We start from the raw sequence: 25,317 nt of genomic DNA, 5'->3' as shown, positions 1-25,317 counted from the left end.
CCTAGCTACTCTGAATGTTCCGCAGGATAAACCTTTGATCTCTACAGCTAACATCACGATGCAGTTCGGCGCCAAGCCGCTGTTCGAAAACGTCTCGGTCAAGTTTGGCGCGGGCAACCGCTACGGCCTGATCGGCGCCAACGGTTGCGGCAAGTCGACCTTCATGAAAATCCTCGGCGGGGACCTCGAGCCTTCCGGCGGCCAGGTGATGCTCGAGCCGAACGTGCGCCTGGGCAAGCTGCGCCAGGATCAATTCGCTTACGAACAGTTCACCGTGATCGACACCGTCATCATGGGTCATGAAGAGCTGTGGAAGGTCAAGGCCGAGCGTGACCGTATCTACTCGTTGCCGGAAATGACCGAAGAAGACGGCATGGCCGTCGCCGAGCTGGAAACCGAGTTTGCCGAAATGGACGGCTACACCGCCGAGTCCCGTGCCGGCGAACTGCTGCTGGGCCTGGGCATCCCTCTGGAACAACATTTCGGCCCGATGACTGAAGTCGCCCCCGGCTGGAAACTGCGGGTATTGCTGGCTCAGGCACTGTTCTCGGATCCGGAAGTGCTGTTGCTCGACGAACCGACCAACCACCTGGACATCAACACCATTCGCTGGCTGGAAAACATTCTCACGGCGCGTAACAGCACCATGATCATCATTTCCCACGACCGGCACTTCCTCAACAGTGTCTGCACCCACATGGCCGACCTGGACTACGGCGAGCTGCGCCTGTTCCCGGGCAACTACGACGAGTACATGATCGCGGCCACCCAGTCCCGTGAGCAACTGCTGTCGGACAACGCCAAGAAGAAGGCGCAGATCGCCGAGTTGCAGACCTTCGTCAGCCGCTTCTCGGCCAACGCCTCGAAAGCCAAGCAGGCGACCTCCCGCGCCAAGCAGATCGACAAGATCCAGCTGGCCGAGGTCAAGCCATCGAGCCGCGTGAGCCCGTTCATCCGCTTCGAACAGACCAAGAAACTGCATCGCCAGGCGGTGACCGTCGAGCGCATGTCCAAGGGCTTCGACGGCAAGACCTTGTTCAAGAACTTCAGCTTCACCGTCGAAGCCGGCGAGCGCGTGGCGATCATCGGCCCCAACGGCATCGGCAAGACCACCCTGCTGCGCACCCTGATGGGCGAGCTGACCCCAGACGCCGGCGCAGTGAAGTGGACCGAAAGCGCGGAGCTGGGTTATTACGCCCAGGACCACGCCCATGACTTCGAAGACGACGTCAGCCTGTTCGACTGGATGGGCCAGTGGACCCAGGGCGAACAGATGATCCGTGGCACCCTGGGCCGCATGCTGTTCTCCAACGACGAGATCCTCAAGTCGGTCAAGGTCATCTCCGGTGGAGAACAGGGCCGCATGCTGTTTGGCAAGCTGATCCTGCAGAAGCCGAACGTGCTGGTGATGGACGAACCGACCAACCACCTGGACATGGAATCCATCGAGGCCTTGAACCTGGCGCTGGAAAACTACCCCGGCACCCTGATCTTCGTCAGCCACGACCGTGAGTTCGTATCGTCCCTGGCCACCCGCATCATCGAATTGAGCGCCGATGGCGTGGTGGACTTCAGCGGCACCTACGATGACTACCTGCGCAGTCAGGGTGTGATGTTCTAAGACAATCCCTGTGCTGCAAGCCAAAAGCCCTGTCCCTGGTGACGGGGCTTTTTGCATCCTGCGGAGCCGAGCTTGCTCGCGATGAGGTCGTGTCAGCCGACATCCCCGCCACTGATTCACCGCTATCGCGAGCAGGCTCGCTCCCACAAGGGTTCTCGGGTGTTCATATGTCCCGCATTCGCCACAAATGCCCTGTGGGAGCGAGCCTGCTCGCGATGAGGCCCTGACATCCGGCACAAATTGAACCCGCTTACGCCTACCCATTTAGTTAGCCTGCTTCCTTTTACGCTTGCCTCGCGCCATGATGGGGCTCTCTTACCGCCGCCCGCGAACGAGCCACATGTCCACGCAGCCTGCCGCCCCCAGTTCACTGTCGATCACCTTGCAGATCGTCTCCATCGTCTTCTATACCTTTATCGCGTTTCTGTGCATCGGTCTGCCGATTGCCGTGTTGCCGGGCTATGTGCACGAGCAGTTGGGCTTCAGCGCAGTGGTGGCCGGGTTGACCATCGGTTCGCAGTACCTGGCGACGCTGCTCAGCCGCCCCATGGCCGGGCGGCTGTCGGACAGCGTCGGCACCAAGCGGGCGATTGTCTATGGATTGTCGGGGATTGTGCTCAGCGGCTTGCTGACGCTGCTCTCGACGCTCTTGCAGAGTCTGCCGCTGACCAGCCTGTCGATTCTGATCGCCGGACGTTTGCTGCTGGGCGTGGCCCAGGGGCTGATTGGCGTGGGCACCATCAGTTGGTGCATGGGCCAGGTGGGGGTGGAGCACACCGCCCGCTCGATTTCCTGGAACGGCATCGCCTCGTACGGTGCCATCGCCATTGGCGCCCCGCTGGGGGTGGTGATGGTGCAAGCGCTGGGGTTCGCCAGCCTGGGCATTGCCTTGTCGTTGTTGGGCAGCGCGGCGCTGTTGCTGATCCGCAACAAGCCATCGGTACCGGTCATCCGCGGCGAGCGCCTGCCCTTCTGGGCGGTGTTCGGACGCATTGCACCGTACGGAGCCGGCCTGAGCCTGGCTTCGATCGGCTACGGCACGCTCACGACATTCATCACGCTGTTTTACGCCAGTCGCGGCTGGACCGGTGCCGCCTGGTGCCTGACGGTCTTCGGTGTCTGCTTCATCCTGGCGCGGCTGGTGTTCATCTCCAGCATCGCCCGCTTCGGCGGCTTCAACTCGGCCATCGCCTGCATGAGCATCGAAACCCTGGGGCTGGTGTTGCTCTGGGTTGCACCGAACACCGCGTTCGCCCTGGTCGGGGCCGGGCTGGCCGGCTTCGGGCTGTCCCTGGTGTATCCGGCGCTTGGCGTCGAAGCCATCAAGCAAGTGCCCAATACCAGCCGAGGCGCGGGCTTGAGCGCATACGCGGTGTTCTTCGACCTGGCGCTGGCGGTTGCCGGCCCCTTGATGGGTGCGGTTGCCCTGAACATGGGCTATTCGTCGATCTTTTTCTGCGCCGCATTGCTGTCCGTTACCGGACTGGGCCTGACTCTGCTGCTACGTCGCCGCGCGGTAAAAGCCGATTATTGATCAGCGGTCCTCATCCCGGCCCGGCTCGCCTTACCCAAGGCCTGACTGAAGAAACGGTCGGCCTCGGTGATCATCGTGCGGTGGATGTCCTTGCGATCGACCCCGTCGGCATCGGTGCACAGCGCCGGCATCGCGGTGATCTGCTCATCGGTGCATGGCGCCAGGAATACAAAGTGACCAGCGCCGGCCAAGGTCTTGAAGTCCGGTGCAATGGGCAGCTTGCGGGCCAATGCCGCGGCGTTCTTGTCGAAAGCCACCAGCTTGTCACCGTCGCCGCTGTAGAGCAGAACCGGGACATGCACATCGGCCAGGGTATGACGGCCGAACTTCAGGCTCAACGGCGCCATCAGCAACAAGGCTCGAACCCGGGGGTCGGCTTGCGGTTGCAGGTCGTCGCGATCGGCGATCAGTTCGCCCTGAGTGTTGCAGGCATCACGGTCGTCCGGTCGCTCCTGACAGTAACGACGTAGCCGATTGAGGTCCGGCGTGGCCCCGGACAGAATCAGTGCAGTCTCGCCGCCGGCGGAATAGCCGATCACCCCCACCTGCCCGGCATCGACGAACGGCGCCAGCATCGGGTCGTTCAGCGTGGCGGTGATCGCCTGGGAAATCTGGATCGGTCGCCCATACAGGTTGCTGAGGGTGCCGAGCCGGCTGTGATCCTGGGCGTTGTCGCCGGGATGGATCACCGCCACCACCACGAAGCCCTTGCGCGCCAGTGACGTGGCCAGGTCATGCAGGGCCAGTGGGGTGCCAGTGTTGCCATGGGACAGCATCAGCAGGGGGAAGCGGCCGATGGCGATCCTGGCGTCGGGCGCAGCGTCGATCTGGTAGCCACCCAGCGGGCTGGATTGCTCCGCATCGGTGGAAGGATAGAAGGCGATGGCGTGCATCGGCTGTTGATCCAGCGGATCGAGGAAAACCAGCTCATGGAAACCCGCACTCCAATGCGCACGCAACCCAGGCGCGGCCTGCACCGAAGCCAGGCCGCCGAACAGGCAAAGCAGTATGGCTGCACCAAGACGTATCATCGCACTTTCCACTTTCACCGCCTGGCGGCGCGCCAGCGACTCACAGCCCTGGCCTGCATAACCTGCGCCAGAAGCCCAACGCCAGATGCAGAAAAACCCTGCACCCAGACCATCAATGATGATCAGAATACAGAGTTTTCCAGAGGTTGCTTCAAGCGCCTGGTTTTTTTACCCAAGGCTTACGCAGCGGCGAATTGTTCGCCGATTTGGGCCTTGGCTTGGTTCATGCCCTTGGCGCGCATGTCGTCGCCCTTGGCCAACCCTTCAGCGCGGACGAATTCGATGTCGGTGATGCCGAGGAAGCCAAACATCACTTTCAAGTACTCCTCATGGCCCACGCTGCTCGGTTGGCCGGCGTGCAAGCCGCCTGCGGTGGAGACGATCACCAGCTTCTTGCCACCGCACAGACCTTCAAAGCCTGCTGCGGTGTAACGAAAGGTCTGACCAGCCACGGCGATGCGGTCGATCCAGGCCTTGAGCTGCGTCGGGATGCTGAAGTTATACATGGGCGCAGCAATGACAATCGCGTCGGCTGCCTGGAACTCAGCCATCGTCGCGGCGCTGAGTTCAGCCTCGTGTTGCAAGGCTGCGTCGCGCAGTTCAGCGCTGGTGCCGGCAGCAACCAGGGTCTGGGCGGAGAAATGGCTGATGGCGTCGGCGGCCAGGTCGCGGTAAGTCACCACGGTTTGTGGCTCGGCGGCTTTCCAGGCCTCGACCACCTCACGGCTCAGTTGGCGGGAAGCGGAGTTGTCGCCAAGGATGCTGGAATCAATGTGCAAGAGTTTCATACGTGTGCTCTCCAAGTGAGGATCGCAAACAGGCGATCAGATGCGGACAATCCTATCGATGAAAGCAATGGTCGATAAGGCAGCAAAAATGCGATAGTTCGTCCCACTCACAGGACAATCGAGACCGCCATGCAAGACCTCAACGATCTTTATTACTTTGCCAAAGTCGTCGAAGCCGGCGGTTTCGCGGCAGCCGGGCGTTCGCTGGGCATTCCCAAGTCGCGGCTGTCACGGCGCATCGCCGAGCTGGAAGAGCGCCTGGGCGCCCGCCTGCTGCAACGCACCACACGGCAGGTGAAACTGACCGCGGTGGGCGAACGTTATCTGCGTCATTGCCAGGCGATGCTGCTGGAGGCGGAGATGGCCGCCGAGGCGGTGGCGAGCATGTCCAGCGCGCCGCGCGGGCGTCTGCGGGTCTCGAGCCCGGTAGGCCTGGCCCATGAAATGCTGGCCGGGTTGGTCGCCAGCTTCCTGGACAAGTATCCGCAGGTTCAGTTGGAGATGATCCTGCTCAATCGCCGCGTGGACCTGATCAGCGAGGGCATCGATGTCGCGTTGCGGGTGCGCGACATCGGCGATGAAGACCCGCTGCTGATGACCCGGCGCCTGCGCCAGGCACGGCTGGTCATGGTGGCCAGTCCGGCATTCGTCGAAGGGCGACGGATCGAAACGCCCGAGGATCTGCGGCAGCTACCAGTACTCGGAGCGCTGGAGGCTGATCGACTGGTGCACTTGCGGTTGCTCCAGGGCGATGGGCAAAGTGTCGAAATGGCGCTGGAAGCACGTCTGGGCATCGATGATTTCATTGTCCGCCGCGCCTGCGCCCTCGCAGGCATCGGCTTCACGCTGCTGCCGACCATGTATTGCGAGCAGGAATTGCAGGACGGTACGTTAGTGGAGTTATTGCCCGGGTGGTCATTACCCGATGGTTGGCTGCAAGCGGTCTATCCGCACCGTCGAGGCGTGTTGCCGGCGGTCAGGGCCTGGATCGACCATTTGGTCGAAGCATTCAACCGCTGTGGAGACAGGACGCTATGAGTTGGAACGAAGAGCAGGTCGCGCAGTTCTGCCTGGGCCTGCCCGGGGCGCAGGAAGATTACAAGTGGGGCGGCGTGCGGGTGTTTTCCGTCGCCGGCAACAAGATGTTTGCCCTTCAGGGCCTGCGCGGGGACTCACTGGCGTTCAAGGTCGACAAGGATCTGTTTCTCGGCCATTGCGACCGTCCCGGCATTCATCCGGCGCCTTACCTGGCGCGGGCCCAGTGGATCATCATGCAGGTGCCCTACCCGCTGGGCGCCGAGGAGCTGCGTGGCCTGCTGCAACGCTCCCACCAGTTGGTCGTGAGCAAGTTGCCCAAGCGCACGCAGGTCGGCCTCCTGATTTAGAACAGGGTCAGCAGGCGTCCGAGGAACAACTGGTCGATCCAGAACACCTGGTGCAACAGCACGATAAACCAGAACACCACCTGGAACGACACCTTGCGGGTCTTGTGGCGAAACGCTTGCTGTGCCAGCAGCGCCCCCGGCCAGCCACCCGCCAATTCCACCGCGTGCAAGACGTTCTCCGGAGTGCGCCAGGCGTCGGCGCGGGCCTTGCGCTTGTCGCTCCAGTACAGCAGAAACGCCACCGCGCTGACGACGCCATAGGCCACCATCGGCACCCAGGATATCGCCCGTAACCCCAGCAGCAGCGAACCGGTCAGCGACAAGGCACACAACAGCGCAAATGCAACCAGCTTCAGCCGCAGGTTCTTCACGGCGCCCTCGCTGCTGCGCGCCGTGCGGTTACGGGGGCCTGCGTCATTCATGGCTTGGCGGCGGTCCAGTCAACCCAGCCAAACTGCCAGGTTGCCAGGATCAGCAGGCCGAAGGCGATCCGATACCAGGCGAACACGGCGTAACTGTGGCTGGCGATGAAACGCAACAGGCCCTTGACCGCGATCATCGCGAAAATGAAAGCGGTGACGAAGCCGACGGCGAACACCGGGAAGTCCGCCGGGACGAACAACTCGCGGTACTTGTAGCCGGAATAGACCGCAGCGCCGACCATGGTCGGCATTGCCAGGAAGAACGAAAACTCGGTCGCGGTCTTTCGCGACAGGCCGAACAACAGCCCGCCGATAATGGTCGAGCCGGAGCGGGAGGTGCCGGGGATCATCGCCAGGCACTGGGCCAAGCCGACTTTCAAGGCTTCTTTCCAGGTGATGTCGTCCACTGTCTCGGCGTGCACCTGATGCTGGCGTTTCTCCGCCCAGAGCATCACGAAGCCACCTATCACCAGCGCCGCCGCCACGGTGATCGGGTTGAACAGGTAATGATGAATCCAGTCGGCCAACAGTACGCCCAGTACCACCGCAGGCAGGAAGGCGATCAACAGATTGGCCGTGAAACGCCGGGCGCTGGGCTGGGTTGGCAAGCCCAGCACCACGTCGAAGATCTTGCGCCGGAACTCCCAGACCACCGCGAGGATGGCGCCCAGCTGGATAATGATATTGAACGCCATCGAGCGCTCGCCTCCGAACTGAAGCAGGTCGGCGACGATAATCTGGTGCCCCGTGCTGGAAATCGGCAGAAACTCCGTCAAACCCTCTACCACGCCAAGAATCAGTGCCTGAAAGGCGGTCCACAAATCCATTCATCCCCCAAAAACAAGCTTTTTATGCAGGTTTCGTCATGTTCAAGTGTTTTGCAAATGCACGCAGCGGGCAGCACCATAACCGTGACCGCTCTGAAAAAACCAATGAAACAATCAACTTGCGCTCAGGTTTTGCGCTGCGGGGCCGAAATCCTATCAGACAAGCACTGATAACGCTGCCGCGTTATACCTGAGGTCAGTCAGGCGTTCCCGCGTGATGCAACAGCGCCGACGGTGGTTGATGACAAGAATAAAAACCGGAGTAATAGCGTATGAATAGCTTGCGCAGTGTGTCGATCAGCCGACGCTTGTGGCTCATCCTGGTCGTGGCCATCGTGATGCTGTTCACGTTGGGCGCCTTGATGCTCAAGCAGATCCACAACGACCTTTATCAGGCCAAGGTGCAGAAAACCCAACATGTGGTGCAGACCGCCAGTGGCGTGCTGACTTACTACCATGGCCTGGAAACGGCAGGCACCCTGAGCCGCGACGCCGCGCAGAAACAAGCGCTCAGTGCCGTGCGCGGCCTGCGTTACAACGACACCGATTACTTCTGGATCAATGACCTGACGCCCGTCATGGTCATGCACCCGACCAACCCGAAGCTGGAAGGCCAGAACCTCTCGTCGATCCGCGACCCGAACGGTTTTGCGTTGTTCAACGAGATGGTCGCCATCGCCAAGTCCAAGGGCGCCGGCATGGTGGATTACCTCTGGCCGAAGCCGGGCGCCGAGGCGCCGGTAGGCAAGACCTCCTACGTCAAACTGTTCGAGCCGTGGGGCTGGGTCATTGGCTCAGGCGTCTATGTGGACGACGTCCAGGCTGAATTCCGTTCCCAGCTGATCCAAGCCTCGGCCATCGGCCTGGCGATCACGCTGATCATGGCCTTGCTGTTAACGCTGATCGTGCGCAGCATCGTGCGACCGTTGCAGGAAACCGTTAATGCAATGGCGAACATTGCCAGCGGCGAGAGCGACCTGACCCGCACCCTCGACACCCACGGCCAGGACGAAGTCACCCAGTTGGCGCGACACTTCAATGCTTTCACCGCCAAGCTGCGCCAGGTGGTCGGTCAGTTGCAGGATTCGGCCAGCGCGCTGGGGCAATCTTCCAACGAATTGGGCAACGACGCCACCCAGGCTCAGGAGCGCAGCCAGCAGCAGTCGCAACAAATGGAGCTGGTAGCGACGGCCATCAACGAAGTGACCTATGGCGTACAGGACGTGGCGAAGAACGCCGAACACGCCGCCAGCGAAATGCGCGACGCAGAATCCCAGGCCCAACAGGGCCAGATCAATATCGACGGCAGCTTGCAACAGATCGATCGACTCTCCCAGACCATCGACCAGGCAGTGGAAGTGATCCGCACCCTGGCGAGCGAAAGCACGCAGATCGGCAGCGTCCTGGAAGTGATCCGCTCGATTGCCGAGCAGACCAACCTGCTCGCCCTGAACGCCGCGATCGAAGCGGCCCGTGCCGGGGAACAGGGCCGTGGCTTCGCGGTGGTGGCCGATGAAGTACGGCTGCTGGCCCAACGCACCCAGAAGTCCACCGCTGAAATCCAGGCGATGATCGAACGCCTGCAAAACCACTCCGAAGCTGCGGTGAAAGTCATCAGCGACAGCAGCCGCGCCTCACAATTGACCATCGAGCAGGCCGGCCTGGCGGGCGCCAGCCTCAATGCCATCGGCCAGGCCCTGCGCAACCTCAACAGCCTGAACGCGTCTATCGCCAGCGCCACCCTGCAACAGGCCCATGTGGTGGAAGACATCAACCAGAACGTCACCCAGGCCGCCGGCCTGTCCCACAGCACCGCCCTGGCGGCTGAGCAATCGAGCCTGGCCAGTAGCCGTCTCAAGGCGTTGAGTGAACAGTTGAACGGGTTGCTCAAGCAGTTTCGGGTTTGAGCGAGGCCTGTGAGAGCGAGCTTGTTCGCGATGGCGGCGGTACATTCAGCATTGGTGCCAGCTGAGCCGCCCTCATCGCGAGCAGGCTCGCTCCCACAGTGGATTTGTGACAACTGAAACCATCTGCCATGCACAAAACCCTGTGGGAGCGAGCCTGCTCGCGATAGCTGTGGCACATCCGAACATTGAAATTGGAGCTGCCCCCACCATCGCGTATACAATCGCCGCCTTCTCCTACTTCTCCAAGGATCCACCATGTCCGGGCTTGAACTGTTTGCCGCGGCCCTCGGCGTGATTGCTGTCTGGTTGACCGTCAAGCAGAACCCCTGGGGCTGGCCGATCGGATTGGTGATGGTGTTGCTGTACAGCTGGATTTTCTTCGACGTGAAGCTGTACTCGGACATGCTGTTGCAAGGGGTCTACGCCGTGCTGCAGCTCTATGGCTGGTGGCAATGGACCCGGGCCGGGCAGCAACATGCCGGGCGCCAGGTCACTCGTCTGGGTGGGACTTGGGTGTTGTTCGGGCTGGCTGTCGGGGCGGTGGGCAGCCTGGCGCTCGGGGCGGCCATGGCCCGCTGGACCGACGCCGCCCAGCCCTGGCTCGACGCGGCACTGACCGGTTTCAGCCTTGTCGCCCAATGGTGGATGGCGCAGAAACGCCTGCAATGTTGGCCGTTGTGGATCGTCCTGGACGTGATTTTCGTCGGCCTGTTCGTCTATAAGGACCTGTACCTGACCGCCGCGCTCTACGCCCTGTTCACCTTGCTGGCGGTGCAAGGCTGGCGGGAATGGCGCGCCGATCCGGCCCTTCGCCCATGAAAGTGCTGGTATTGACCGGCCCCGAATCCAGCGGCAAAAGTTGGCTGGCAGCGCAGTTGCAGGCGCACTTCGGCGGCCTGCGGGTCGATGAATACGTTCGTCATTTCATGGAACAGAACCTGCGCGACACCTGTCTGGCCGACATCACCGACATCGCGACCGGGCAGCTCGCCTGGGAAGACGCGGCCCGTGCCCATCAGCCAGACTTGCTGATCCTCGACACTCACCTGTTGAGTAACATTCTCTGGAGCCAGACCCTGTTCGGCGATTGCCCGAGCTGGCTCGAGCCGGCCTTGTTGGCGCGCCATTACGATTTGCATCTGTTGCTGAGCCCCGAGCAAGTGGAGTGGACCGGCGATGGGTTGCGCTGCCAACCGGACCTGGCGCAACGCAAGGTGTTTTTCCAGGCCACCGAGGATTGGCTGGTCCGGCACCGACAACCCTTCCAAGTCATCGAGGGTAACTGGGCGCAACGCCGGGAAAAGGTGTTCGCCGCCGTTTCGCGGCTACTGGCAGCCTGACCGCCTGGCGCGGCGCTCAACCTCTCGCGTCTGTTGTTACGCAGCTGATACAACCCCGACACGCCGAACGCGGATCCACGGCGGTTGCGCCGGATTGCCATCAAGACTGTAAAGCTGCTGCAACACCCCGCTCAAAGCCTGGATCCAGAGCCTTGGACGGCCGCCGTCGCGCTGTTCATCCGGCCCGTTGTCTCAACGATGAAACAGCCCGGCCCGTAAATATCCTCAGCCACTACACAACCCATTGATTCGAAAGGAATTTCTTAAATCGGCACGACTCCTGCTCGCGACCTTCGCAACGCTGACTAGGGCCAGCCGTAGAGAAGGAGTCGCTGCCATGGGGAGTTTCAATAGGGGCGTGACCTGCCTGTTGCTGATCGGCTGCGCCGCCGGCGCGTCGTTCAGCCTACCGGTACTGGCCGAGGGCAACGGCGTGATCGTACTGAGCCGTGATGTACAACCCATTGCCATCGGCCGTAACGGGGGCAAGGACCCCTACCCGACCACCGTCAACGCCAACCCATCGGCTCGAATCAACCAGGTAGCCGCCAGCACCGAGCTGAGCGATGGCGAATTCGCCAGCATCGCCAGCGGCTCGTCGATCCGCAACGCCATCAATACCAACACCAATACCGGCGTACAGGGGCTGAACGTGGTAACCAACCCCAACGGCATGCCTGGCATGGGTGCCGGTCATGGTGGCGGCAGCGGCGGCGCGATCTCCGGCACCATCAATCGTTCGCTGAGTTCCGGCCTGGCCCCGCTGGGTCGACTTGCCGGAGGCCAGTGACATGAAGCCCGCCCTGTTCCTGCTGGCCTTGCTCGGTCCCTCCCTCACCCTCGCCGATCCTGGCGTTGCGCGGGTCAACGACGCCAACCTGCAGAATTCCGGCGGCCATTACAGCGGCAACTTCAACATCAACCAGGCCGCCGGCGACCAGACCCAGCAGACCAACGTCCGGGCCATCGCGATCGGCACCGAAGCACAGGCCAGTACCAACCTGCGCCAACGCCTCGATACGCCAGCCGACCCATCCATGAACGCCACCGCCCGCATCGGCGGCAACTCCTTCACCAATGGCAACGGCGTGCTGGGCGTCAACCAGTCCGCCGGGGCCAATAACCAGATGGCCAATGTCATGCGCGTGGGCATCAGCGCCCAGCCGCAGAGCATTGATGACAGCGTCCTTTCGCAACAGAACGTGGCGTTGCTACCGAACTCAGGAGCAACTGGCGCCCCAACCGGCAGTCGCCAGGTCGTCACCAGCGACCAGGCCTTCACCGGCAGCCGTGGGGTAATCCAGGTGAACCAGAGTGCCGGGGTGGGGAACCGCATGGCTAACACCCTGAGCATCCGGGTCGCCGACTGACCCGGCGCAGTACGCATAAGAAAGTACTGACACTTAACCAACGACATGCAAGGAGAAACACCATGAAACCTACGATGGCACTCCAACCATTGGTTTTCGCTCTCGCCGCTGTCATGGCAATGGCCGCGCAGGCCGGAGGAAACGATAACAACGGGCATGGTCACGGCCATGGCAACCATGGTCCGAAAGGTCCGACCTGGCAGGAGCAACTGTCCATCACCGCGGGTGCTGCGGCATCGGTGCTGGATGAACAGAACAGCGACGGCAACATGGTCACCAACCAGGCCACCAAAAATACCGCCGAAGCCAAGGACTCGCTCAATGGCAGCAATGGCAACATGGGCGCCAACGTTGCCGGCGGCGACGGCAACCAACAAGACAACGCCGCAGCCTTGGCCACCGCTGACGAGAGCTTCATCTTCGGCTCGGCTGTCGCCGTGTCCAGCGCCACGCAAGTCAATAACAACAATTACGTCAAGAACAACTCCACTCAAAACAACGCTTCGCTCACCAATGCGGGCAACAATGGCTCCGGCAACATCGGCATCAACGTGACCGCTGGCAACTTCAACCAACAGAAAAACAACCTGGCCATCGCCGTGTCCGGAGGCCGTGTTGCAACAGCCGCTGCTGCGGCCGACCAGACCTCCACCGGCCTGGAAGTCGACAACAAAGGTGTGCGGACCTATAAAACCGACACCCTTACCAGCACCTACAAAGCCAACGGCACGTTCAAAGCCAAAGGCGATGGCACTGCCGAAAGCGACAACCATGGCGGCTGGGGCAACAAAGGCGGCTACGGCGGCGGTCATGATGACGACAAATTCAAGTTCACCGCCGTGGGCACCTTTGAACTGTCCGGCACCAATACCCAGCAAGTGCTGACCCGCGACGGCTGGAAAAACCCTGTGATCAACAACGCCACCATGAGCAACTCGATGAACGGCTTCTCCGGTAACGGTGGCGCCAACGTCTCGGCTGGCGTGGGTAACCAGCAGAGCAACTCGCTGTCCATCGCTGCCGGCTGCAAGGCCTGCATGTAAGCGCGCATGAAACGAAGCCCCGGCGACGGGGCTTCTTTTCCAGGACTCTCAAAAGGCGTATCAGTCATGCGTGGGACTGCCCTTTCCCTGCTTCTGTCCATGGCCTGCGTTGCTCAAGCCGCGCAGATACCGGTCGCCGCCTTGCCTGGCGGCATGTTGATTTATAAACCGGTGCAAAGCCTGCGCGAGCGCAAGTTCAGCGATATCGTCGAACAAAAGACCGATTTCAGTTGCGGCGCCGCCGCGCTGGCCACGGTGCTGCGCCAGGCCTATTGGCTGGACGTCGATGAAGAACACGTCATCAAAGGCATGCTGGTCAACGCGGACCAGGACCTGGTTCGCACCCAAGGATTTTCCATGCTCGACATGAAGCGCTATGTCGAAACCATCGGCATGCGTGCCCGTGGCTATCGGATACCGCCCGAAAAAATCGAAGCGGTGACCATCCCTGTGGTGGTCCTGATGGATATCCGCGGCTACAAGCACTTCGTGGTGTTGCAGCGCGCCGACAAGCAGTGGGTCTACATTGCCGACCCGGTGCTGGGACACAAGCGCTACGCCCATGATGATTTCATCAAGGGTTGGAATGGCATCGTCTTTGCCATTGTCGGGCCAGGCTATGACAAAGCCAACGCCCTGCGCAGCCCTCCGCAACCGCTGACGGCGCGTAACAAGCTGGACGGTTTCAATCCGGTCCAGGATGCAGAACTGATGGATTTCGGTTTCATACAGAGCGACTTCTTTTAATCGCCGAACACTGCCAACAATAAATACAAGAGGAGCAGGACGCTCCGGGAGCTGCACATGAAAACGTCACACTGGCTGACGCTGGCCTGCCTGGCCGCGGCTGCCTCGGGCTATGCCCATGCCGGATTCAAACCGATCGAAGTCAAGGACCAGGAGCTTTCCGAGCTGCGCGGTCGTTATGTGATGCCGGGCCGAGTCATCAGTTTCGGCATTGTCATGAGCAGTACCTGGCGCAACGCCAGCGGCGACCTGATCGGCGCCTCCAGCACCCTGCAGATCCAGGCCGCTACGATCAAACCCCAACTCTATGTGTCCACCATCAAGCAGACCGGTAATGGCGGTATCCCGGATCAGGGCAGCGGCAACATCACCGGTGGCGCAGGCCTGGGTACGAGCCAGGGCGTGACCCAGAGCGTACGTGCCGCCGGCGACGGCAACACGGCCTATAACAATGTCGATATCAACGTCAGGGAGAGCAACCAGGCACCTGCGCTGGTGCCCTCCCAAGGCCAACTGCTGAGCAGTGGCCAGACCATCAGCGGCAGCAATGCCGCCGGCAGCGTGGCAGTCACCGCTACCGGCAACGGCGTGCAGATGGCGATCCAGGCCAGCCAGAACCAGGGCAGTGCCCTGCAACAGGTGGCCCAGGGCGGCCTGCTGCAGAACACCCGCCTGCTTGGCAACGGCAACCAGGTCAACAACCTGACCCAACTCAACGTGGTGCTGAACAACAACGGCCCCAGCGCCGGGGCCCTGGACTGCAACCTGACGCAATTGCGAGGCCTGCGCACCCTAGGATATTGAACTACGCTGCTGACGACCATTGGGCAAATAGGGACGGCATTCTCCATGTATCGATCCGTATCGTTGCGCGCTGTCATGTGTTTGAGCACGTTGTTACCGGCGACCGTGTTACACGCGGCGCCGGACGCGGACATCGAAGCCCTGAAGCAGGAACTCCTGGAGTTGAAGCAGCGATACGAGGCCCAGCAAAAAGCTTTGGCGGTGCTCGAACAGCGGGTTCGCCAGGTGGAAGACCAGCCCGCCGCCCCGCCCCCCAAGCGCCTGGCCAAATCCCCGGCTGACATGAAAGGCAACCAGACCGTGGCCGGCAGTGGTTCGGCAGGGACCGGTGGCAGCGGCTACGGGCAGTCCCTCGCCGACGATTCGCAACCGGCCCAGAGCGTTTCCAACCTTTATGACGAGGCCAGCGGTTTCTTCGGTGGCGGCAAGTTCAGTTTCGAAACCGGCGTGACCTATTCGCGCTACGACACCCGGCAATTGATCCTCAACGGTTTCCTGGCCCTGGATTCGATCTTCCTGGGCAACATCAACCTGGACCGGATCAAGGCCGACACCTGGACCCTGGACCTGACCGGCCGCTACAACTTCGACAATCGCTGGCAGTTCGACCTTAACGTGCCGGTGATCTACCGCGAGTCGACGTACCAGTCCGGCGGTGCCAACAACGGCGCTGCCGGAGTCACCAGCGAGGAAACCGTGACCCGCGACCCCACCATCGGCGACGTGAACTTCGGCATTGCCTACAAGTTCATGGATGAGTCGATCGACACGCCGGATGCAGTGGTCACCCTGCGGGTCAAGGCCCCGACCGGCAAGGACCCGTTCGGCATCAAGCTGCGCCAGTCCCAGGCCAATACCAACCTGTTCGTGCCTGAAGACCTGCCCACCGGCAACGGCGTGTGGTCGATCACCCCCGGGATCTCGCTGGTCAAGACCTTCGACCCGGCCGTGCTGTTCGGCACATTGTCTTACACCCATAACTTTGAGGAGTCGTTCGACGACACCAGCTCCACCGTCAACCAGAAGATCCCCGGCAAGGTCCGGATCGGCGATAGCTTCCAGCTCGGTGCGGGCATCGCCTTCGCATTGAACGAGAAGATGAGCATGTCGTTCTCGGTGTCCGACCTCATCCAGAAGAAAAGCAAGATCAAACAGGAGGGCGGGGATTGGCAGTCAGTGGTCTCCAGCGACGCCAACGCCGGCTACTTCAACATCGGCATGACCGTCGCCGCCACCGACAACCTGACCATCGTGCCCAACCTGTCCATAGGCCTGACGGACGATGCACCGGACTTCAGCTTCAGCCTGAAATTCCCGTATTACTTCTGACACAAGACCTCCCTTGCACTCTGTGGGCGCTGAGCTTGCTCGCGATAGCGGTAGATCGGTTACCTGTTCATGGCTGACCCACTGCAATCGCGAGCAGGCTCGCTCCCACAGGGAACTGCGCCAAACCGGAATTAGCGAATCTGATGCTTGTGCAACAACCGATAGAATGTCGGCCGTGATACGCCAAGGACCCTGGCAGCGACGCTCAGGTTGTCGCTGTGGCGGTTGAGCACGTCGCTCAGCGCCTGGCGCTCGGCGCGAGTCTTGTAGTCTTCCAGCGTGCCCATCGGGGCGACGACGCCATGAGGACTGGCAAGGCCAAGGTCCCGGGCCTCGATCTGCCGACCTTCCGCCAACACCAACCCGCGACGGACACGGTTGGCCAGTTCGCGCACGTTGCCAGGCCAGTCGTGCATGCCCATCGCCGCCAGGGCGTCGTCGCTGAAGCTGCGCGGCCGCCGGCCGATTTCCTGGCTGTAGAAATGCGAGAAGTGACTGGCAAGCATCGCCAGGTCGCCATGGCGCTCGCGCAACGGAGCCATGACGACCTGCAACACGTTGAGGCGATAGTACAAATCCTCACGAAAACGCTTGAGTTCGATGGCTGCTTCCAGGTCAACGTGGGTCGCCGCCAGCACCCGCACATCGACTGCAATCGGCTGGCTGCCACCGACCCGCTCAACGTGTTTTTCCTGCAAGAACCGCAGCAGGTTGGCTTGCAGTTCCATCGGTAGGTCGCCCACTTCATCCAGGAACAGCGTTCCGCCGTGCGCAGCCTCGATCCGCCCGATCTTGCGCTGGTGAGCGCCGGTGAAAGCGCCTTTCTCGTGGCCGAACAATTCGGATTGAATCAGGTGCTCAGGAATGGCACCGCAGTTGATCGCAATGAATGGTTTGTGGCGTCGGTGCGATTGCAAATGCAGCGTGCGAGCCACCAACTCCTTGCCGGTTCCGCTCTCCCCACGAATCAACACCGGTGACTCGGTGGGTGCCAGCTTACCGAGCAATTTGCGCAGTTCGCGCATCGGTCGGCTGTCGCCCAGCAGTTCGTGCTCAGGCTGATCGACATGAATCGTACCCTGCCCACGCAAGCGCGCCATGCCGAATGCCCGGCCCAGCGTCACTTGGACCCGGGAAACATCAAATGGCAAGGTATGAAAGTCGAAGAACCATTCGCAGACAAAATCACCGACATTCTGCAGGCGCAGCATCTCCTGGTTGAGCACCGCGATCCATTCGGTGCCGCTGCGACCGATCAGTTCCTTGACCGCCTCCGGGCGCTCTAGATGAAACGGCTGCAAGCGCAGGAGCCCGACATCGCACGGCCGATCACCGGCGTGCTCCAGGGCACAACTGTCCACATCCCACCCTACGCTGCGCAGACCGGGCAGCAGGCGATGGCAATCATCGCAGGGATCAACCACGAGCAGACGACGCGACGTACTGGCTTCGATCATGACTGATCCTTGGCGCCAAAATAAGGAAATGTTATTAGAAACAGTCGTTTGGCAAACCTGCATGTAACAGTAGCAAGAAGTTGACACCCCCTTGTATCGATTGATTATTGAACAGCGATAAAAATGGTTATAAGAAGCCGTTTCGTTAGTTATCCCCCAGTTTTTTCTTTCAACCCGCTTTCAAACAAAAGCCTGGAAGCCTGGTCTGAAAGAAATTCGAAATTTATTTAAAGATTGTGTGACCCGCCCCCGGGTTCGGAACATCAGTACAAGTAACCTGCCGCACGGTACGCCCAACCGCCGGCACATCATTTGATTGGGCACATTGAAGAGAAAACGCCATGAACGCCCCGCTCCGTATCAACGAAGCTCTTTTGATTGCCGACCGCGCATTTCGTCCTTTCCAATGCGTGGCCTGGGCTCCACAAGACGGTAACGGTGAACTCAGCCTGACCGTCGTAGACCGCACCAATACTCATATTGGGCGCAAACAGATTCCAAGCAGTGCCTATACCGATCCGGCCAAACTGGCGGACCTGTTGAAACAGGCCCGCGCCGAATTGAGCCAGGAAGGCTACAAGTTGCAGTCCTGGTCGATGCCGGAATAAAGCCGCCGATAGGCCTGCTATCCGTGGCGGGCTTGGCGTTGGGTCGCAAAGCCATTGTTATGGCACGAATCGTCCCTACTTACGCAAGGTCTGACAGTTGTGCATTGATCCGTTCAAGGATTGAATGTTGCCCTCATGCTGTCGCCGTTCTTAGGTTGTGTACGAAATGGTTTGAAACGCAGGTTAGGCAAGGCAAAAACCGGCGAGGAACGGCCGGGGTCGCGCTCGACTTGACTGGTTGTCAATGAGCGTTCCGATCGGACTCGCGCACGAGCCGGTTTTTAACGCCGCATAACCAAGTTTCAAGCTATTTCGTACATAGCCTGGGGTCGGTCGACGCGCAAGGAGAGGCACGCATGCACGATCGATCCGCGTTTGCGCTGGAACCGGCGCAAATCTATGCCGGGCAACTTGATCCAACCTTTGCCGACAACGGTAAAGCCTGGATTCATTTTGAAGGCAGCCGTTCGAGCCAGACCACCGGGCTGACCCTCGACCACGCTGGTCGAATCCTGGTGGCGGCCCGGATCGATACCCCCAACGGCAGTCGGTTCGGACTGACCCGACTCAACCCCGATGGCTCGACCGACCCAGACTTTGGCGCCGACGGCTGTGTGATCGGTGTCTTCGAAGACGGCTGTGAAGCAACGGCGGGTAAGATCATCGAGTTGGATAATGGCCATATCCTGCTGTCAGGCCTGCACTACGAAAACACTGACCACGCCCTTCCCGCCCTCGCCCTGTTCGACCAGCAGGGCCGACCCGTTCAAGATTTCGGCAACGCTGGCCGGCGGATCATCAGACTCTGCGGCAACCTCTCCCAAGGCCTGCGTGACCCGTGGCTGCCGCCCGGCATACCGGGCCTCGAAGCCTGTGACATGCAGGTTCAGGCCGATGGCCGGATCCTGCTGTTGGCCAATCATCACTTTCAATTGTCCGATCACGTCGGCGTGCTGATCCGACTGTTGCCCGACGGTGAGTTGGATGGCTCGTTCAACGGCCGTGGCTTCGTGATGGTCCGGCGGCTGCTGAAAAACACCTGGCTGGGCTGCCTGGCGCTCCAGGCCGACGGCCATATCGTCGTCGGCGGTGCAATCGACCTGCCCCAGCAAGGCCTGATCGCACGTTATGACCCCGACGGCGGGCTCGATGAAACCTTCGGTGAGCAAGGATTCCTGTCAATCAAGGCGCAGGACCACAGCGTAATGGTCAGCCAGATCGTGCAGCACGCAAACGGCGACTTGCAGGCGTTCGGCAGCAGCCGCGACCCGATGCACAGTCTGTCACTGAAAGTAAGCCAGGACGGCGAGCCGGACCGCCACTGCAACCAGGGCCAATGCCAGCTCCTGCAGATTGGACGCAGCTCCAGCCAGTGGACCGCCGCCCAGGTTCAACCGGACGGGAAGCTGGTGACGGCTGGGGCTACCCTCGGTGGTATCGAAACCGATTTCCTGCTCGCCCGGCATTTGCCGGACGCCAGTCTCGACCCGGATTTCGGCCAGGGCGAAGGCTGGGTTCGCACTCGAATCGGCTACAGCCTGGACACCGCCACCACCCTGGCGGTGCAGGCAGACGGGAAAATCCTGGTGGGGGGATATTCACTCCATGGCAGTTACCGAGCGGTCATTGCACGGTATTGGGCCTGATTCAGGATGGCGAGCTGACCGGTATTTATTCCTACGCTTGATATTCCTCATTTCTTACGGCAACTTGCGCGCTTCTAATTAAAAGGAGCAGCCGATGTCCGGCTCAATGGCTCAGGCTTTCGCGCACAATTTTCTGGGGCACTCGCCGCGCTGGTACAAGGCGTGCATCATCACTTTCCTGATCCTCAACGCCGTGGTGCTACGGACGGTGGGGCCGGTCGCGGCGGGCTGGATGCTGGTCATCGAGTTCATTTTCACCTTGGCCATGGCGCTCAAATGCTACCCGCTGATGCCCGGCGGGCTGTTGCTGATAGAGGCGCTGGTGCTGGGCATGACCACGCCCCAGGCGCTGTATCAGGAATTGCTGCACAACTTCCCGGTAATCCTGTTGCTGATGTTCATGGTGGCCGGGATTTACTTCATGAAGGACCTGCTGCTGTTCCTGTTTTCGCGACTGCTGCTGGGGGTACGCTCCAAGGCGTTGCTGGCGCTGATGTTCTGCTTTCTATCGGCGTTTCTCTCGGCATTCCTCGATGCACTGACCGTCACGGCGGTGATCATCAGCGCCGGCGTGGGATTTTATTCGGTATACCACCGCGTCGCGTCAGGCCACGACCCGCGCCAGGAAAGCAACATCGATGAAGACCACGCCTTGGCCTCGCTGCATCACGCCGACCTGGACCAGTTCCGGGCATTCCTGCGCAGCCTGCTGATGCACGGTGTGGTGGGCACGGCCCTGGGCGGCGTCTGCACCCTGGTGGGCGAACCACAGAACCTTCTGATCGGCCATGAGATGGGCTGGCATTTCGCCGAATTCTTCCTCAAGGTCGCGCCGGTGTCGCTGCCGGTGCTGGTGGCAGGGCTGGTGACCTGCGTGCTGTTGGAAAAACTGCGTTGGTTCGGCTACGGCACACTGCTGCCGGACAATGTCCGCGCCGTGCTGGCCGACTACGCCGAACAGGACAACCGCGAGCGCACCTCCCGTCAACGGGCCGCCCTGATCGTTCAGGCAATCGCCGCGTTGATCCTGATCATCGGCCTGGCACTGCACGTTGCCGAAGTCGGTCTGATCGGTCTGATGGTGATTGTGCTGATTACCGCGTTCACCGGTATCACCGACGAGCACCGGCTCGGCAACGCCTTCAAGGACGCCATGCCGTTCACCGCGCTGTTGGTGGTGTTCTTTGCGGTGGTAGCGGTCATTCATGACCAGCAGTTGTTCACGCCGCTGATCCAGTGGGTCCTGGCCCTTCCCGCCGACCAACAACCGGGCATGCTGTTCATCGCCAACGGACTGTTGTCGGCCATCAGTGACAACGTGTTTGTGGCGACTATTTACATCACCGAAGTGAAACAGGCCTTCGTGTCCGGCCACTTGAGCCGCGAACAGTTCGAAACCCTGGCCGTGGCCATCAATACCGGCACCAACCTGCCCAGCGTGGCCACTCCCAATGGCCAGGCCGCCTTTCTGTTCCTGCTGACGTCAGCGATTGCCCCGCTGATTCGCCTGTCCTATGGCCGGATGGTCTGGATGGCGTTGCCTTACACCGTGGTGATGGGTGGATTGGGCTGGTTTGCGGTCACTGACTGGCTGTAGAGCGCAACGCCTTGGGAGCGAGCAGGCTCGCTCCCAGAATATCCGCTCCCTCGGTTTCCACCGGGCGAGTCAGCGCGGCAGGATATAGCGCTCGATTGCCAATGCCGCGCCGTCTTCGGTATTGGCAGCGGTGATGACATCGGCCTGGCGCTTGATCGCTTCCGGCGCCTGGCCCATGGCGATCGACAGCCCCGCACGATGGAACATCGCCGGGTCGTTGCCGCCATCGCCCATCGCCGCCGTCTGCGCCAGCGGCACATTCAGGAATGCCGCCAGGGTCGCCAGCGCCTCGCCCTTGTTGGCTTTCATGGCCGTGACATCCAAATAGATCGGTTGCGAACGCGACACCTGGGCCTGGCCTTCGAGCAGCGGGTGCAGGCGCGCCTCTAGCTCTACCAGCAGTTGGGTGTCGGCACTGGTGGCGACGATCTTGTCGATGCGCTCAAGGTAGGGCTCGAAACTCTCGACCTGTACCGGCGCATAGCCCAGGCCACGGGTCTCGACCGGCACCATGGGTCCGTTGGCATCGAGCACCAGCCAATCGCCGTCGGCGAAGACCCAGACCTCTATACCCGGCTGATCGGCGTACAGCGCCAGGGTGGTCAGCGCCGCCTCAGGTGGCAGGTAATGCACCGCGAGGAAGCTGCCATCAGGATGCACCAGCGTGCCGCCGTTGAACGCGGCGGTAGGCAGGTCGACACCCAGGGCCTCGATCTGCTGGCGCATCGCCCGGGGCGGCCGGCCGGTGGCGAGGCTGAAAAACACCCCCGCCTCGCGCAATGCGCGAACCGCTTCGATGGTGCGCTGGGTCAGGCTGTGATCGGGCAGCAATAAGGTGCCGTCCATGTCGCTGAGCAAGAATCGGATGGGTTGTGTCACCAGCTCACTCATCCGAGGCCGTGCCAGACGCGACCGTCGCGAATCAGCAAATCATCGGCGGCCGCCGGTCCGTCTTCCCCGGCCTTGTAGGGCTGGAATGTCGCGTCCTGCTGCCAGGCATCGAGAAATGGCTGCACCGCACGCCAGCCGTTCTCGATGTTGTCGGCCCGTTGGAACAGCGTCTGATCGCCGGTCAGGCAATCGTAGATCAGGGTTTCGTAACCCGTGGACGGTTGCATCTCGAAGAAGTCCTTGTAGGCAAAACCCAGTTCGATGTTCGCCATGTCGAGCGCCGGCCCTGGCCGTTTCGCCAACAGGTCGAACCACATGCCTTCGTTGGGCTGGATCTGGATTCTCAAGTAGGTAGGTTGCAATTCATCGACTTCGGTGTCGCGAAACTGCGCATAAGGCGCCGGTTTGAAGCAGATGACGATTTCCGTGTCCCGCACGCTCATGCGTTTGCCGGTGCGCAGGTAGAACGGTACGCCGACCCAACGCCAGTTATCGATCATGACCTTGAGGGCAACATAGGTCTCGGTCTGACTGTCCTCGGCCACGTTGGCCTCCTGGCGATAACCGTTCACTGCCTTGCCGCCCACTTCGCCGGCGGTGTACTGCCCACGTACCGAATTGGCCCGGGCCTGTTCCACCGACCAGGGCCGGATTGCCCCGACCACCTTGGCTTTCTCTCCGCGCACCGCATCGGCACCGAATGCCGCCGGCGGCTCCATCGCGACCATCGCCAGCAACTGGAAAAGATGGTTGGGCACCATGTCCCGTAGCGCACCGGTGTGTTCGTAGAAACTGCCGCGGGTTTCCACACCGACGGTTTCGGCGGCGGTAATCTGGACGTGGTCGATGTAGTGGTTATTCCAGAACGCCTCGAACAGGCTGTTAGAGAAACGGCTGACCAGAATGTTCTGCACCGTTTCCTTGCCCAGGTAGTGGTCGATCCGATAGATCTGTTTCTCGCTCATGACTTTGAGCAGGCAGGCGTTCAGTGCCTCAGCGGTTCGCAGGTCGGAGCCGAACGGCTTTTCGATCACCACGCGCCGGAAGGCATCCGGCTGCTCCTGAAGCAGGCCGGCCGCGCCAAGGCGGCTGACCACTTCGCTGAAAAAACGCGGCGCGGTCGCCAGGTAGAAGACCGCGTTGCCGGTGCCGCTGGCCGCGATCTTCGCCGCCAGCGCCTGATAAGTGCCGTCATCGAGGAAATCACCCTGCACATAGCTGATGCCCTTGGCCAGCCTTGCCCAGAGCACCGGGTCGAGGGCGCGCTCGGCATCGCCGCCCTTGTTGACCGCTTCGCTGCGGATGAAGTCCTCGAGCTTCTTGGCGAAATCCACATCGCTGATCGCATTGTGGTCAACCCCGATGATCTGCAGCCCATCCCCCAGCAGGCCGTCACGACTGAGGTGGTAAAGCGCCGGCATCAGCAGCCGCTTGACCAGATCGCCATGGGCTCCGAACAGAAACAACGTGGTCGGTGGTGCCGGTTCTGCCTTGGATTTGCTGCCGATCGAGGTCATTTTTTCGGTGTCTCCACATGGCCGCCGAAGCCGAAGCGCATCGCCGAGAGCATCTTGTCGCCATAGGTGCTTTGCTGACGAGAGCGGAAACGGGCGAAGAGCGAGCTGGACAATACCGGGACCGGCACCGCTTGTTCGATGGCGGCCTCGATGGTCCAGCGACCTTCACCGCTGTCGGCGACTTCGCCAGAGAACCCGTCGAGTTGCGGGTCACTGGCCAGTGCGTCGGCGGTCAGGTCCAGCAGCCAGGACGAAACCACACTGCCGCGACGCCAGACTTCGGCAATATCGGCGACATTCAGGTTGAAACGCTGCTCAGGTGGCAGGCTTTCGCTGGACTTGGTCTTGAGGATGTCAAAACCTTCGGCAAAGGCCTGCATCATTCCGTACTCGATGCCATTGTGGATCATTTTCACGAAATGCCCTGCACCCGCCGGGCCGGCATGAATGTAGCCACGTTCGGCACGATCATCGTCGGATTTGCGATCGCGGGTACGCGGGATGTCCCCCATGCCCGGGGCCAGGCTGTCGAACAGCGGATCCAGGCGCTTCACGACCTCGGCGTCGCCACCGATCATCATGCAGTAGCCGCGTTCCAGGCCCCAGACGCCCCCGGAAGTGCCAACGTCGATATAGCTCAGGCCTTTTTCCGCCAGGGCCTGGGCGCGGCGGATGTCGTCCTTATAGTACGTGTTGCCACCGTCGATGATCACATCGCCCGGCTCAAGCAACTGGCTGAGGTCGTTGATGGTGTCTTCGGTGGGTGCGCCAGCGGGCAACATGACCCAGACCGCCCGCGGCTTTTCCAGGCCGGCGACCAGTGCGGGCAGGTCCGCCACGCCCTTGGCGCCCTCTTGGCTGAGGTTATCGACAAATGCGCTGTTGCGGTCGTAGACGACAGTGGTGTGCCCATTGAGCATCAGGCGCCGCGCAATATTGCCGCCCATGCGGCCCAGTCCAATGATCCCGAGTTGCATGTGCTGATGCTCCCTACTACAAATAAAGGTAAGTCAAAGGTTTAGCTCCAAGACTAGTGGAGGTTAGTCCAGAGCATTGCTGCATAGTTTCCGGGTAATTCAGGCAATCACAAGGGATAACGCTTCAAACCCGGCCGAAGACACAGCGACCATGAAAAATAAAAAAGTTCCAATCACAGGCAAAAGAAATCAGAATTGGCGCCGATAGTAGAGGTGTCGACCAAATACTGGCGACATCTCTATAGTTGATGTACGCCATTTGCGAGGTGAGCAATGGGCCCTGTCGTTACCGCACGTCCTCCCCAAACCCTTTATGTGACCATTCGTCGCGACGAATTGCGCCTTCTGAAGGAAGAGCGCGATCTCCTGCTTGATGAAGTGACGCAGTTGCGCATGCAGCTGCAGCATTCCCAGCTGTCCCATCAGGGCCAGGCCCTGGCTCGGTAAGCGCTCCGGCAGCGCTGCATCCGGAAGTG

General features: G+C 61.1%; 25 protein-coding genes. 17 read left to right on the top strand and 8 right to left on the bottom strand.

Annotation, left to right across the window (positions count from 1 at the left end):
* Positions 1–34 precede the first annotated feature (34 nt).
* Together ACLEJQ_RS04560 and ACLEJQ_RS04555 are read left to right on the top strand one after the other, a co-directional pair.
* Complete coding sequence (locus ACLEJQ_RS04560; protein WP_440792590.1) at positions 35–1,621, top strand: ABC-F family ATPase; 1,587 nt, start codon at positions 35–37, stop codon at positions 1,619–1,621.
* Positions 1,622–1,961: 340 nt separating this feature from the next.
* Positions 1,962–3,155, top strand: coding sequence for an MFS transporter (locus ACLEJQ_RS04555; protein ID WP_440792588.1), 1,194 nt, complete (start codon positions 1,962–1,964; stop codon positions 3,153–3,155).
* On the opposite strand, the gene ACLEJQ_RS04550 is transcribed toward ACLEJQ_RS04555, so the two are convergent.
* Positions 3,149–4,186 (bottom strand): alpha/beta hydrolase family protein, encoded by a 1,038-nt coding sequence (locus tag ACLEJQ_RS04550; RefSeq protein WP_440792586.1) that lies wholly within the window; start codon positions 4,184–4,186, stop codon positions 3,149–3,151. The genes ACLEJQ_RS04555 and ACLEJQ_RS04550 overlap by 7 nt on opposite strands.
* 179 nt (positions 4,187–4,365) lie before the next feature.
* On the bottom strand, positions 4,366–4,974 hold the full coding sequence (locus tag ACLEJQ_RS04545; RefSeq protein WP_440792584.1) for an FMN-dependent NADH-azoreductase: 609 nt from the start codon (positions 4,972–4,974) through the stop codon (positions 4,366–4,368).
* A 129-nt stretch (positions 4,975–5,103) separates the two neighbouring features.
* On the opposite strand from ACLEJQ_RS04545, the gene ACLEJQ_RS04540 reads away from it, so the two are divergent.
* On the top strand, positions 5,104–6,012 hold the full coding sequence (locus ACLEJQ_RS04540) for a LysR substrate-binding domain-containing protein (protein WP_440792582.1): 909 nt from the start codon (positions 5,104–5,106) through the stop codon (positions 6,010–6,012).
* Positions 6,009–6,359, top strand: a complete 351-nt coding sequence (locus ACLEJQ_RS04535; protein WP_440792580.1) for an MmcQ/YjbR family DNA-binding protein — start codon at positions 6,009–6,011, stop codon at positions 6,357–6,359. The genes ACLEJQ_RS04540 and ACLEJQ_RS04535 overlap by 4 nt, the downstream gene beginning before the upstream one ends.
* On the opposite strand, the gene ACLEJQ_RS04530 is transcribed toward ACLEJQ_RS04535, so the two are convergent.
* Both ACLEJQ_RS04530 and ACLEJQ_RS04525 read right to left on the bottom strand, forming a co-directional pair.
* A complete protein-coding gene (locus ACLEJQ_RS04530; protein ID WP_440792578.1) occupies positions 6,356–6,781 on the bottom strand; it encodes a DUF1294 domain-containing protein in 426 nt (141 codons plus the stop codon). The genes ACLEJQ_RS04535 and ACLEJQ_RS04530 overlap by 4 nt on opposite strands.
* Complete coding sequence (locus ACLEJQ_RS04525; RefSeq protein ID WP_440792577.1) at positions 6,778–7,608, bottom strand: undecaprenyl-diphosphate phosphatase; 831 nt, start codon at positions 7,606–7,608, stop codon at positions 6,778–6,780. The genes ACLEJQ_RS04530 and ACLEJQ_RS04525 overlap by 4 nt, the downstream gene beginning before the upstream one ends.
* Positions 7,609–7,880: 272 nt before the next feature.
* Here ACLEJQ_RS04525 and ACLEJQ_RS04520 point away from each other — a divergent pair, with 272 nt between their 5' ends.
* The 9 genes from ACLEJQ_RS04520 (at position 7,881) to ACLEJQ_RS04480 (ending at position 16,148) form a co-directional block, all read left to right on the top strand.
* Complete coding sequence (locus ACLEJQ_RS04520) at positions 7,881–9,515, top strand: methyl-accepting chemotaxis protein (RefSeq protein WP_440792575.1); 1,635 nt, start codon at positions 7,881–7,883, stop codon at positions 9,513–9,515.
* A 255-nt stretch (positions 9,516–9,770) separates the two neighbouring features.
* Positions 9,771–10,334: a nicotinamide riboside transporter PnuC gene (gene pnuC / locus ACLEJQ_RS04515; protein WP_440792573.1), complete on the top strand. Its 564-nt coding sequence runs from the start codon at positions 9,771–9,773 to the stop codon at positions 10,332–10,334.
* Positions 10,331–10,855, top strand: a complete 525-nt coding sequence (locus tag ACLEJQ_RS04510; protein WP_440792618.1) for an AAA family ATPase — start codon at positions 10,331–10,333, stop codon at positions 10,853–10,855. The genes pnuC and ACLEJQ_RS04510 overlap by 4 nt, the downstream gene beginning before the upstream one ends.
* Positions 10,856–11,192: 337 nt before the next feature.
* Complete coding sequence (locus ACLEJQ_RS04505) at positions 11,193–11,645, top strand: hypothetical protein (protein WP_440792571.1); 453 nt, start codon at positions 11,193–11,195, stop codon at positions 11,643–11,645.
* A 1-nt stretch (position 11,646) separates the two neighbouring features.
* Positions 11,647–12,225 carry an adhesin gene (locus ACLEJQ_RS04500; RefSeq protein ID WP_440792569.1) on the top strand — a complete coding sequence of 193 codons (579 nt, stop codon included), beginning with the start codon at positions 11,647–11,649 and terminating at the stop codon, positions 12,223–12,225.
* Positions 12,226–12,287: 62 nt separating this feature from the next.
* Entirely contained in the window at positions 12,288–13,268 is a 981-nt protein-coding gene (locus ACLEJQ_RS04495) for a heme utilization protein (protein ID WP_440792568.1), read from the top strand.
* Positions 13,269–13,334: 66 nt separating this feature from the next.
* Positions 13,335–14,015, top strand: coding sequence for a C39 family peptidase (locus ACLEJQ_RS04490; RefSeq protein ID WP_440792566.1), 681 nt, complete (start codon positions 13,335–13,337; stop codon positions 14,013–14,015).
* 57 nt (positions 14,016–14,072) lie between these two features.
* A complete protein-coding gene (locus ACLEJQ_RS04485; protein WP_440792564.1) occupies positions 14,073–14,819 on the top strand; it encodes a hypothetical protein in 747 nt (248 codons plus the stop codon).
* A gap of 45 nt (positions 14,820–14,864) precedes the next feature.
* Positions 14,865–16,148 carry a hypothetical protein gene (locus ACLEJQ_RS04480; protein ID WP_440792562.1) on the top strand — a complete coding sequence of 428 codons (1,284 nt, stop codon included), beginning with the start codon at positions 14,865–14,867 and terminating at the stop codon, positions 16,146–16,148.
* Between the two features lie 131 nt (positions 16,149–16,279).
* Here the strand turns inward: ACLEJQ_RS04480 and ACLEJQ_RS04475 are convergent, their stop codons facing one another.
* The gene (locus ACLEJQ_RS04475) at positions 16,280–17,605 is read right to left on the bottom strand and encodes a sigma 54-interacting transcriptional regulator (RefSeq protein WP_440792560.1); all 1,326 of its coding nucleotides are present in this window, start codon (positions 17,603–17,605) and stop codon (positions 16,280–16,282) included.
* Between the two features lie 341 nt (positions 17,606–17,946).
* Between ACLEJQ_RS04475 and ACLEJQ_RS04470 the strand changes: the two genes are divergently transcribed.
* From ACLEJQ_RS04470 to nhaB, 3 genes are all read left to right on the top strand, one after another.
* A complete protein-coding gene (locus tag ACLEJQ_RS04470; protein ID WP_440792558.1) occupies positions 17,947–18,213 on the top strand; it encodes a hypothetical protein in 267 nt (88 codons plus the stop codon).
* Between the two features lie 356 nt (positions 18,214–18,569).
* A complete protein-coding gene (locus ACLEJQ_RS04465; protein WP_440792556.1) occupies positions 18,570–19,859 on the top strand; it encodes a hypothetical protein in 1,290 nt (429 codons plus the stop codon).
* A gap of 94 nt (positions 19,860–19,953) precedes the next feature.
* A complete protein-coding gene (gene nhaB / locus ACLEJQ_RS04460) occupies positions 19,954–21,456 on the top strand; it encodes a sodium/proton antiporter NhaB (RefSeq protein WP_440792554.1) in 1,503 nt (500 codons plus the stop codon).
* A gap of 69 nt (positions 21,457–21,525) precedes the next feature.
* Here the strand turns inward: nhaB and ACLEJQ_RS04455 are convergent, their stop codons facing one another.
* From ACLEJQ_RS04455 to gnd, 3 genes are read right to left on the bottom strand one after another with little or no spacing between them, the layout of a single operon-like run.
* The gene (locus ACLEJQ_RS04455; RefSeq protein WP_440792552.1) at positions 21,526–22,347 is read right to left on the bottom strand and encodes an HAD family hydrolase; all 822 of its coding nucleotides are present in this window, start codon (positions 22,345–22,347) and stop codon (positions 21,526–21,528) included.
* Positions 22,344–23,864 carry a glucose-6-phosphate dehydrogenase gene (gene zwf, locus ACLEJQ_RS04450; RefSeq protein WP_440792550.1) on the bottom strand — a complete coding sequence of 507 codons (1,521 nt, stop codon included), beginning with the start codon at positions 23,862–23,864 and terminating at the stop codon, positions 22,344–22,346. Before zwf ends, ACLEJQ_RS04455 begins: the two co-directional genes overlap by 4 nt.
* Positions 23,861–24,865: a phosphogluconate dehydrogenase (NAD(+)-dependent, decarboxylating) gene (gene gnd, locus ACLEJQ_RS04445; protein WP_440792616.1), complete on the bottom strand. Its 1,005-nt coding sequence runs from the start codon at positions 24,863–24,865 to the stop codon at positions 23,861–23,863. Before gnd ends, zwf begins: the two co-directional genes overlap by 4 nt.
* A 249-nt stretch (positions 24,866–25,114) precedes the next feature.
* Here gnd and ACLEJQ_RS04440 point away from each other — a divergent pair, with 249 nt between their 5' ends.
* Positions 25,115–25,288, top strand: a complete 174-nt coding sequence (locus ACLEJQ_RS04440; protein WP_440792548.1) for a DUF6026 family protein — start codon at positions 25,115–25,117, stop codon at positions 25,286–25,288.
* The last annotated feature ends 29 nt before the right edge of the window (positions 25,289–25,317 follow it).

Origin of the sequence: Pseudomonas sp. SMV71, from assembly GCF_052042015.1 — a bacterium.
In the GTDB taxonomy this organism is placed as follows: domain Bacteria; phylum Pseudomonadota; class Gammaproteobacteria; order Pseudomonadales; family Pseudomonadaceae; genus Aquipseudomonas.
This window is presented reverse-complemented; position numbering and strand designations above follow the sequence as displayed.

What these genes read in the sequence shown, in the direction of transcription:
- ACLEJQ_RS04555 (WP_440792588.1), top strand. Translation starts at nt 1,962, where the DNA reads ATGTCCACGCAGCCTGCCGCCCCCAGTTCACTGTCGATCACCTTGCAG.
- ACLEJQ_RS04545 (WP_440792584.1), bottom strand. Translation starts at nt 4,974, where the DNA reads ATGAAACTCTTGCACATTGATTCCAGCATCCTTGGCGACAACTCCGCT.
- ACLEJQ_RS04465 (WP_440792556.1), top strand. Translation starts at nt 18,570, where the DNA reads ATGCACGATCGATCCGCGTTTGCGCTGGAACCGGCGCAAATCTATGCC.
- ACLEJQ_RS04540 (WP_440792582.1), top strand. Translation starts at nt 5,104, where the DNA reads ATGCAAGACCTCAACGATCTTTATTACTTTGCCAAAGTCGTCGAAGCC.
- ACLEJQ_RS04470 (WP_440792558.1), top strand. Translation starts at nt 17,947, where the DNA reads ATGAACGCCCCGCTCCGTATCAACGAAGCTCTTTTGATTGCCGACCGC.
- nhaB (WP_440792554.1), top strand. Translation starts at nt 19,954, where the DNA reads ATGTCCGGCTCAATGGCTCAGGCTTTCGCGCACAATTTTCTGGGGCAC.
- ACLEJQ_RS04525 (WP_440792577.1), bottom strand. Translation starts at nt 7,608, where the DNA reads ATGGATTTGTGGACCGCCTTTCAGGCACTGATTCTTGGCGTGGTAGAG.
- ACLEJQ_RS04485 (WP_440792564.1), top strand. Translation starts at nt 14,073, where the DNA reads ATGAAAACGTCACACTGGCTGACGCTGGCCTGCCTGGCCGCGGCTGCC.
- ACLEJQ_RS04550 (WP_440792586.1), bottom strand. Translation starts at nt 4,186, where the DNA reads ATGATACGTCTTGGTGCAGCCATACTGCTTTGCCTGTTCGGCGGCCTG.
- zwf (WP_440792550.1), bottom strand. Translation starts at nt 23,864, where the DNA reads ATGACCTCGATCGGCAGCAAATCCAAGGCAGAACCGGCACCACCGACC.
- pnuC (WP_440792573.1), top strand. Translation starts at nt 9,771, where the DNA reads ATGTCCGGGCTTGAACTGTTTGCCGCGGCCCTCGGCGTGATTGCTGTC.
- ACLEJQ_RS04475 (WP_440792560.1), bottom strand. Translation starts at nt 17,605, where the DNA reads ATGATCGAAGCCAGTACGTCGCGTCGTCTGCTCGTGGTTGATCCCTGC.
- ACLEJQ_RS04440 (WP_440792548.1), top strand. Translation starts at nt 25,115, where the DNA reads ATGGGCCCTGTCGTTACCGCACGTCCTCCCCAAACCCTTTATGTGACC.
- ACLEJQ_RS04510 (WP_440792618.1), top strand. Translation starts at nt 10,331, where the DNA reads ATGAAAGTGCTGGTATTGACCGGCCCCGAATCCAGCGGCAAAAGTTGG.
- ACLEJQ_RS04490 (WP_440792566.1), top strand. Translation starts at nt 13,335, where the DNA reads ATGCGTGGGACTGCCCTTTCCCTGCTTCTGTCCATGGCCTGCGTTGCT.
- ACLEJQ_RS04505 (WP_440792571.1), top strand. Translation starts at nt 11,193, where the DNA reads ATGGGGAGTTTCAATAGGGGCGTGACCTGCCTGTTGCTGATCGGCTGC.
- ACLEJQ_RS04535 (WP_440792580.1), top strand. Translation starts at nt 6,009, where the DNA reads ATGAGTTGGAACGAAGAGCAGGTCGCGCAGTTCTGCCTGGGCCTGCCC.
- ACLEJQ_RS04480 (WP_440792562.1), top strand. Translation starts at nt 14,865, where the DNA reads ATGTATCGATCCGTATCGTTGCGCGCTGTCATGTGTTTGAGCACGTTG.
- ACLEJQ_RS04530 (WP_440792578.1), bottom strand. Translation starts at nt 6,781, where the DNA reads ATGAATGACGCAGGCCCCCGTAACCGCACGGCGCGCAGCAGCGAGGGC.
- ACLEJQ_RS04495 (WP_440792568.1), top strand. Translation starts at nt 12,288, where the DNA reads ATGAAACCTACGATGGCACTCCAACCATTGGTTTTCGCTCTCGCCGCT.
- ACLEJQ_RS04520 (WP_440792575.1), top strand. Translation starts at nt 7,881, where the DNA reads ATGAATAGCTTGCGCAGTGTGTCGATCAGCCGACGCTTGTGGCTCATC.
- ACLEJQ_RS04500 (WP_440792569.1), top strand. Translation starts at nt 11,647, where the DNA reads ATGAAGCCCGCCCTGTTCCTGCTGGCCTTGCTCGGTCCCTCCCTCACC.
- ACLEJQ_RS04455 (WP_440792552.1), bottom strand. Translation starts at nt 22,347, where the DNA reads ATGAGTGAGCTGGTGACACAACCCATCCGATTCTTGCTCAGCGACATG.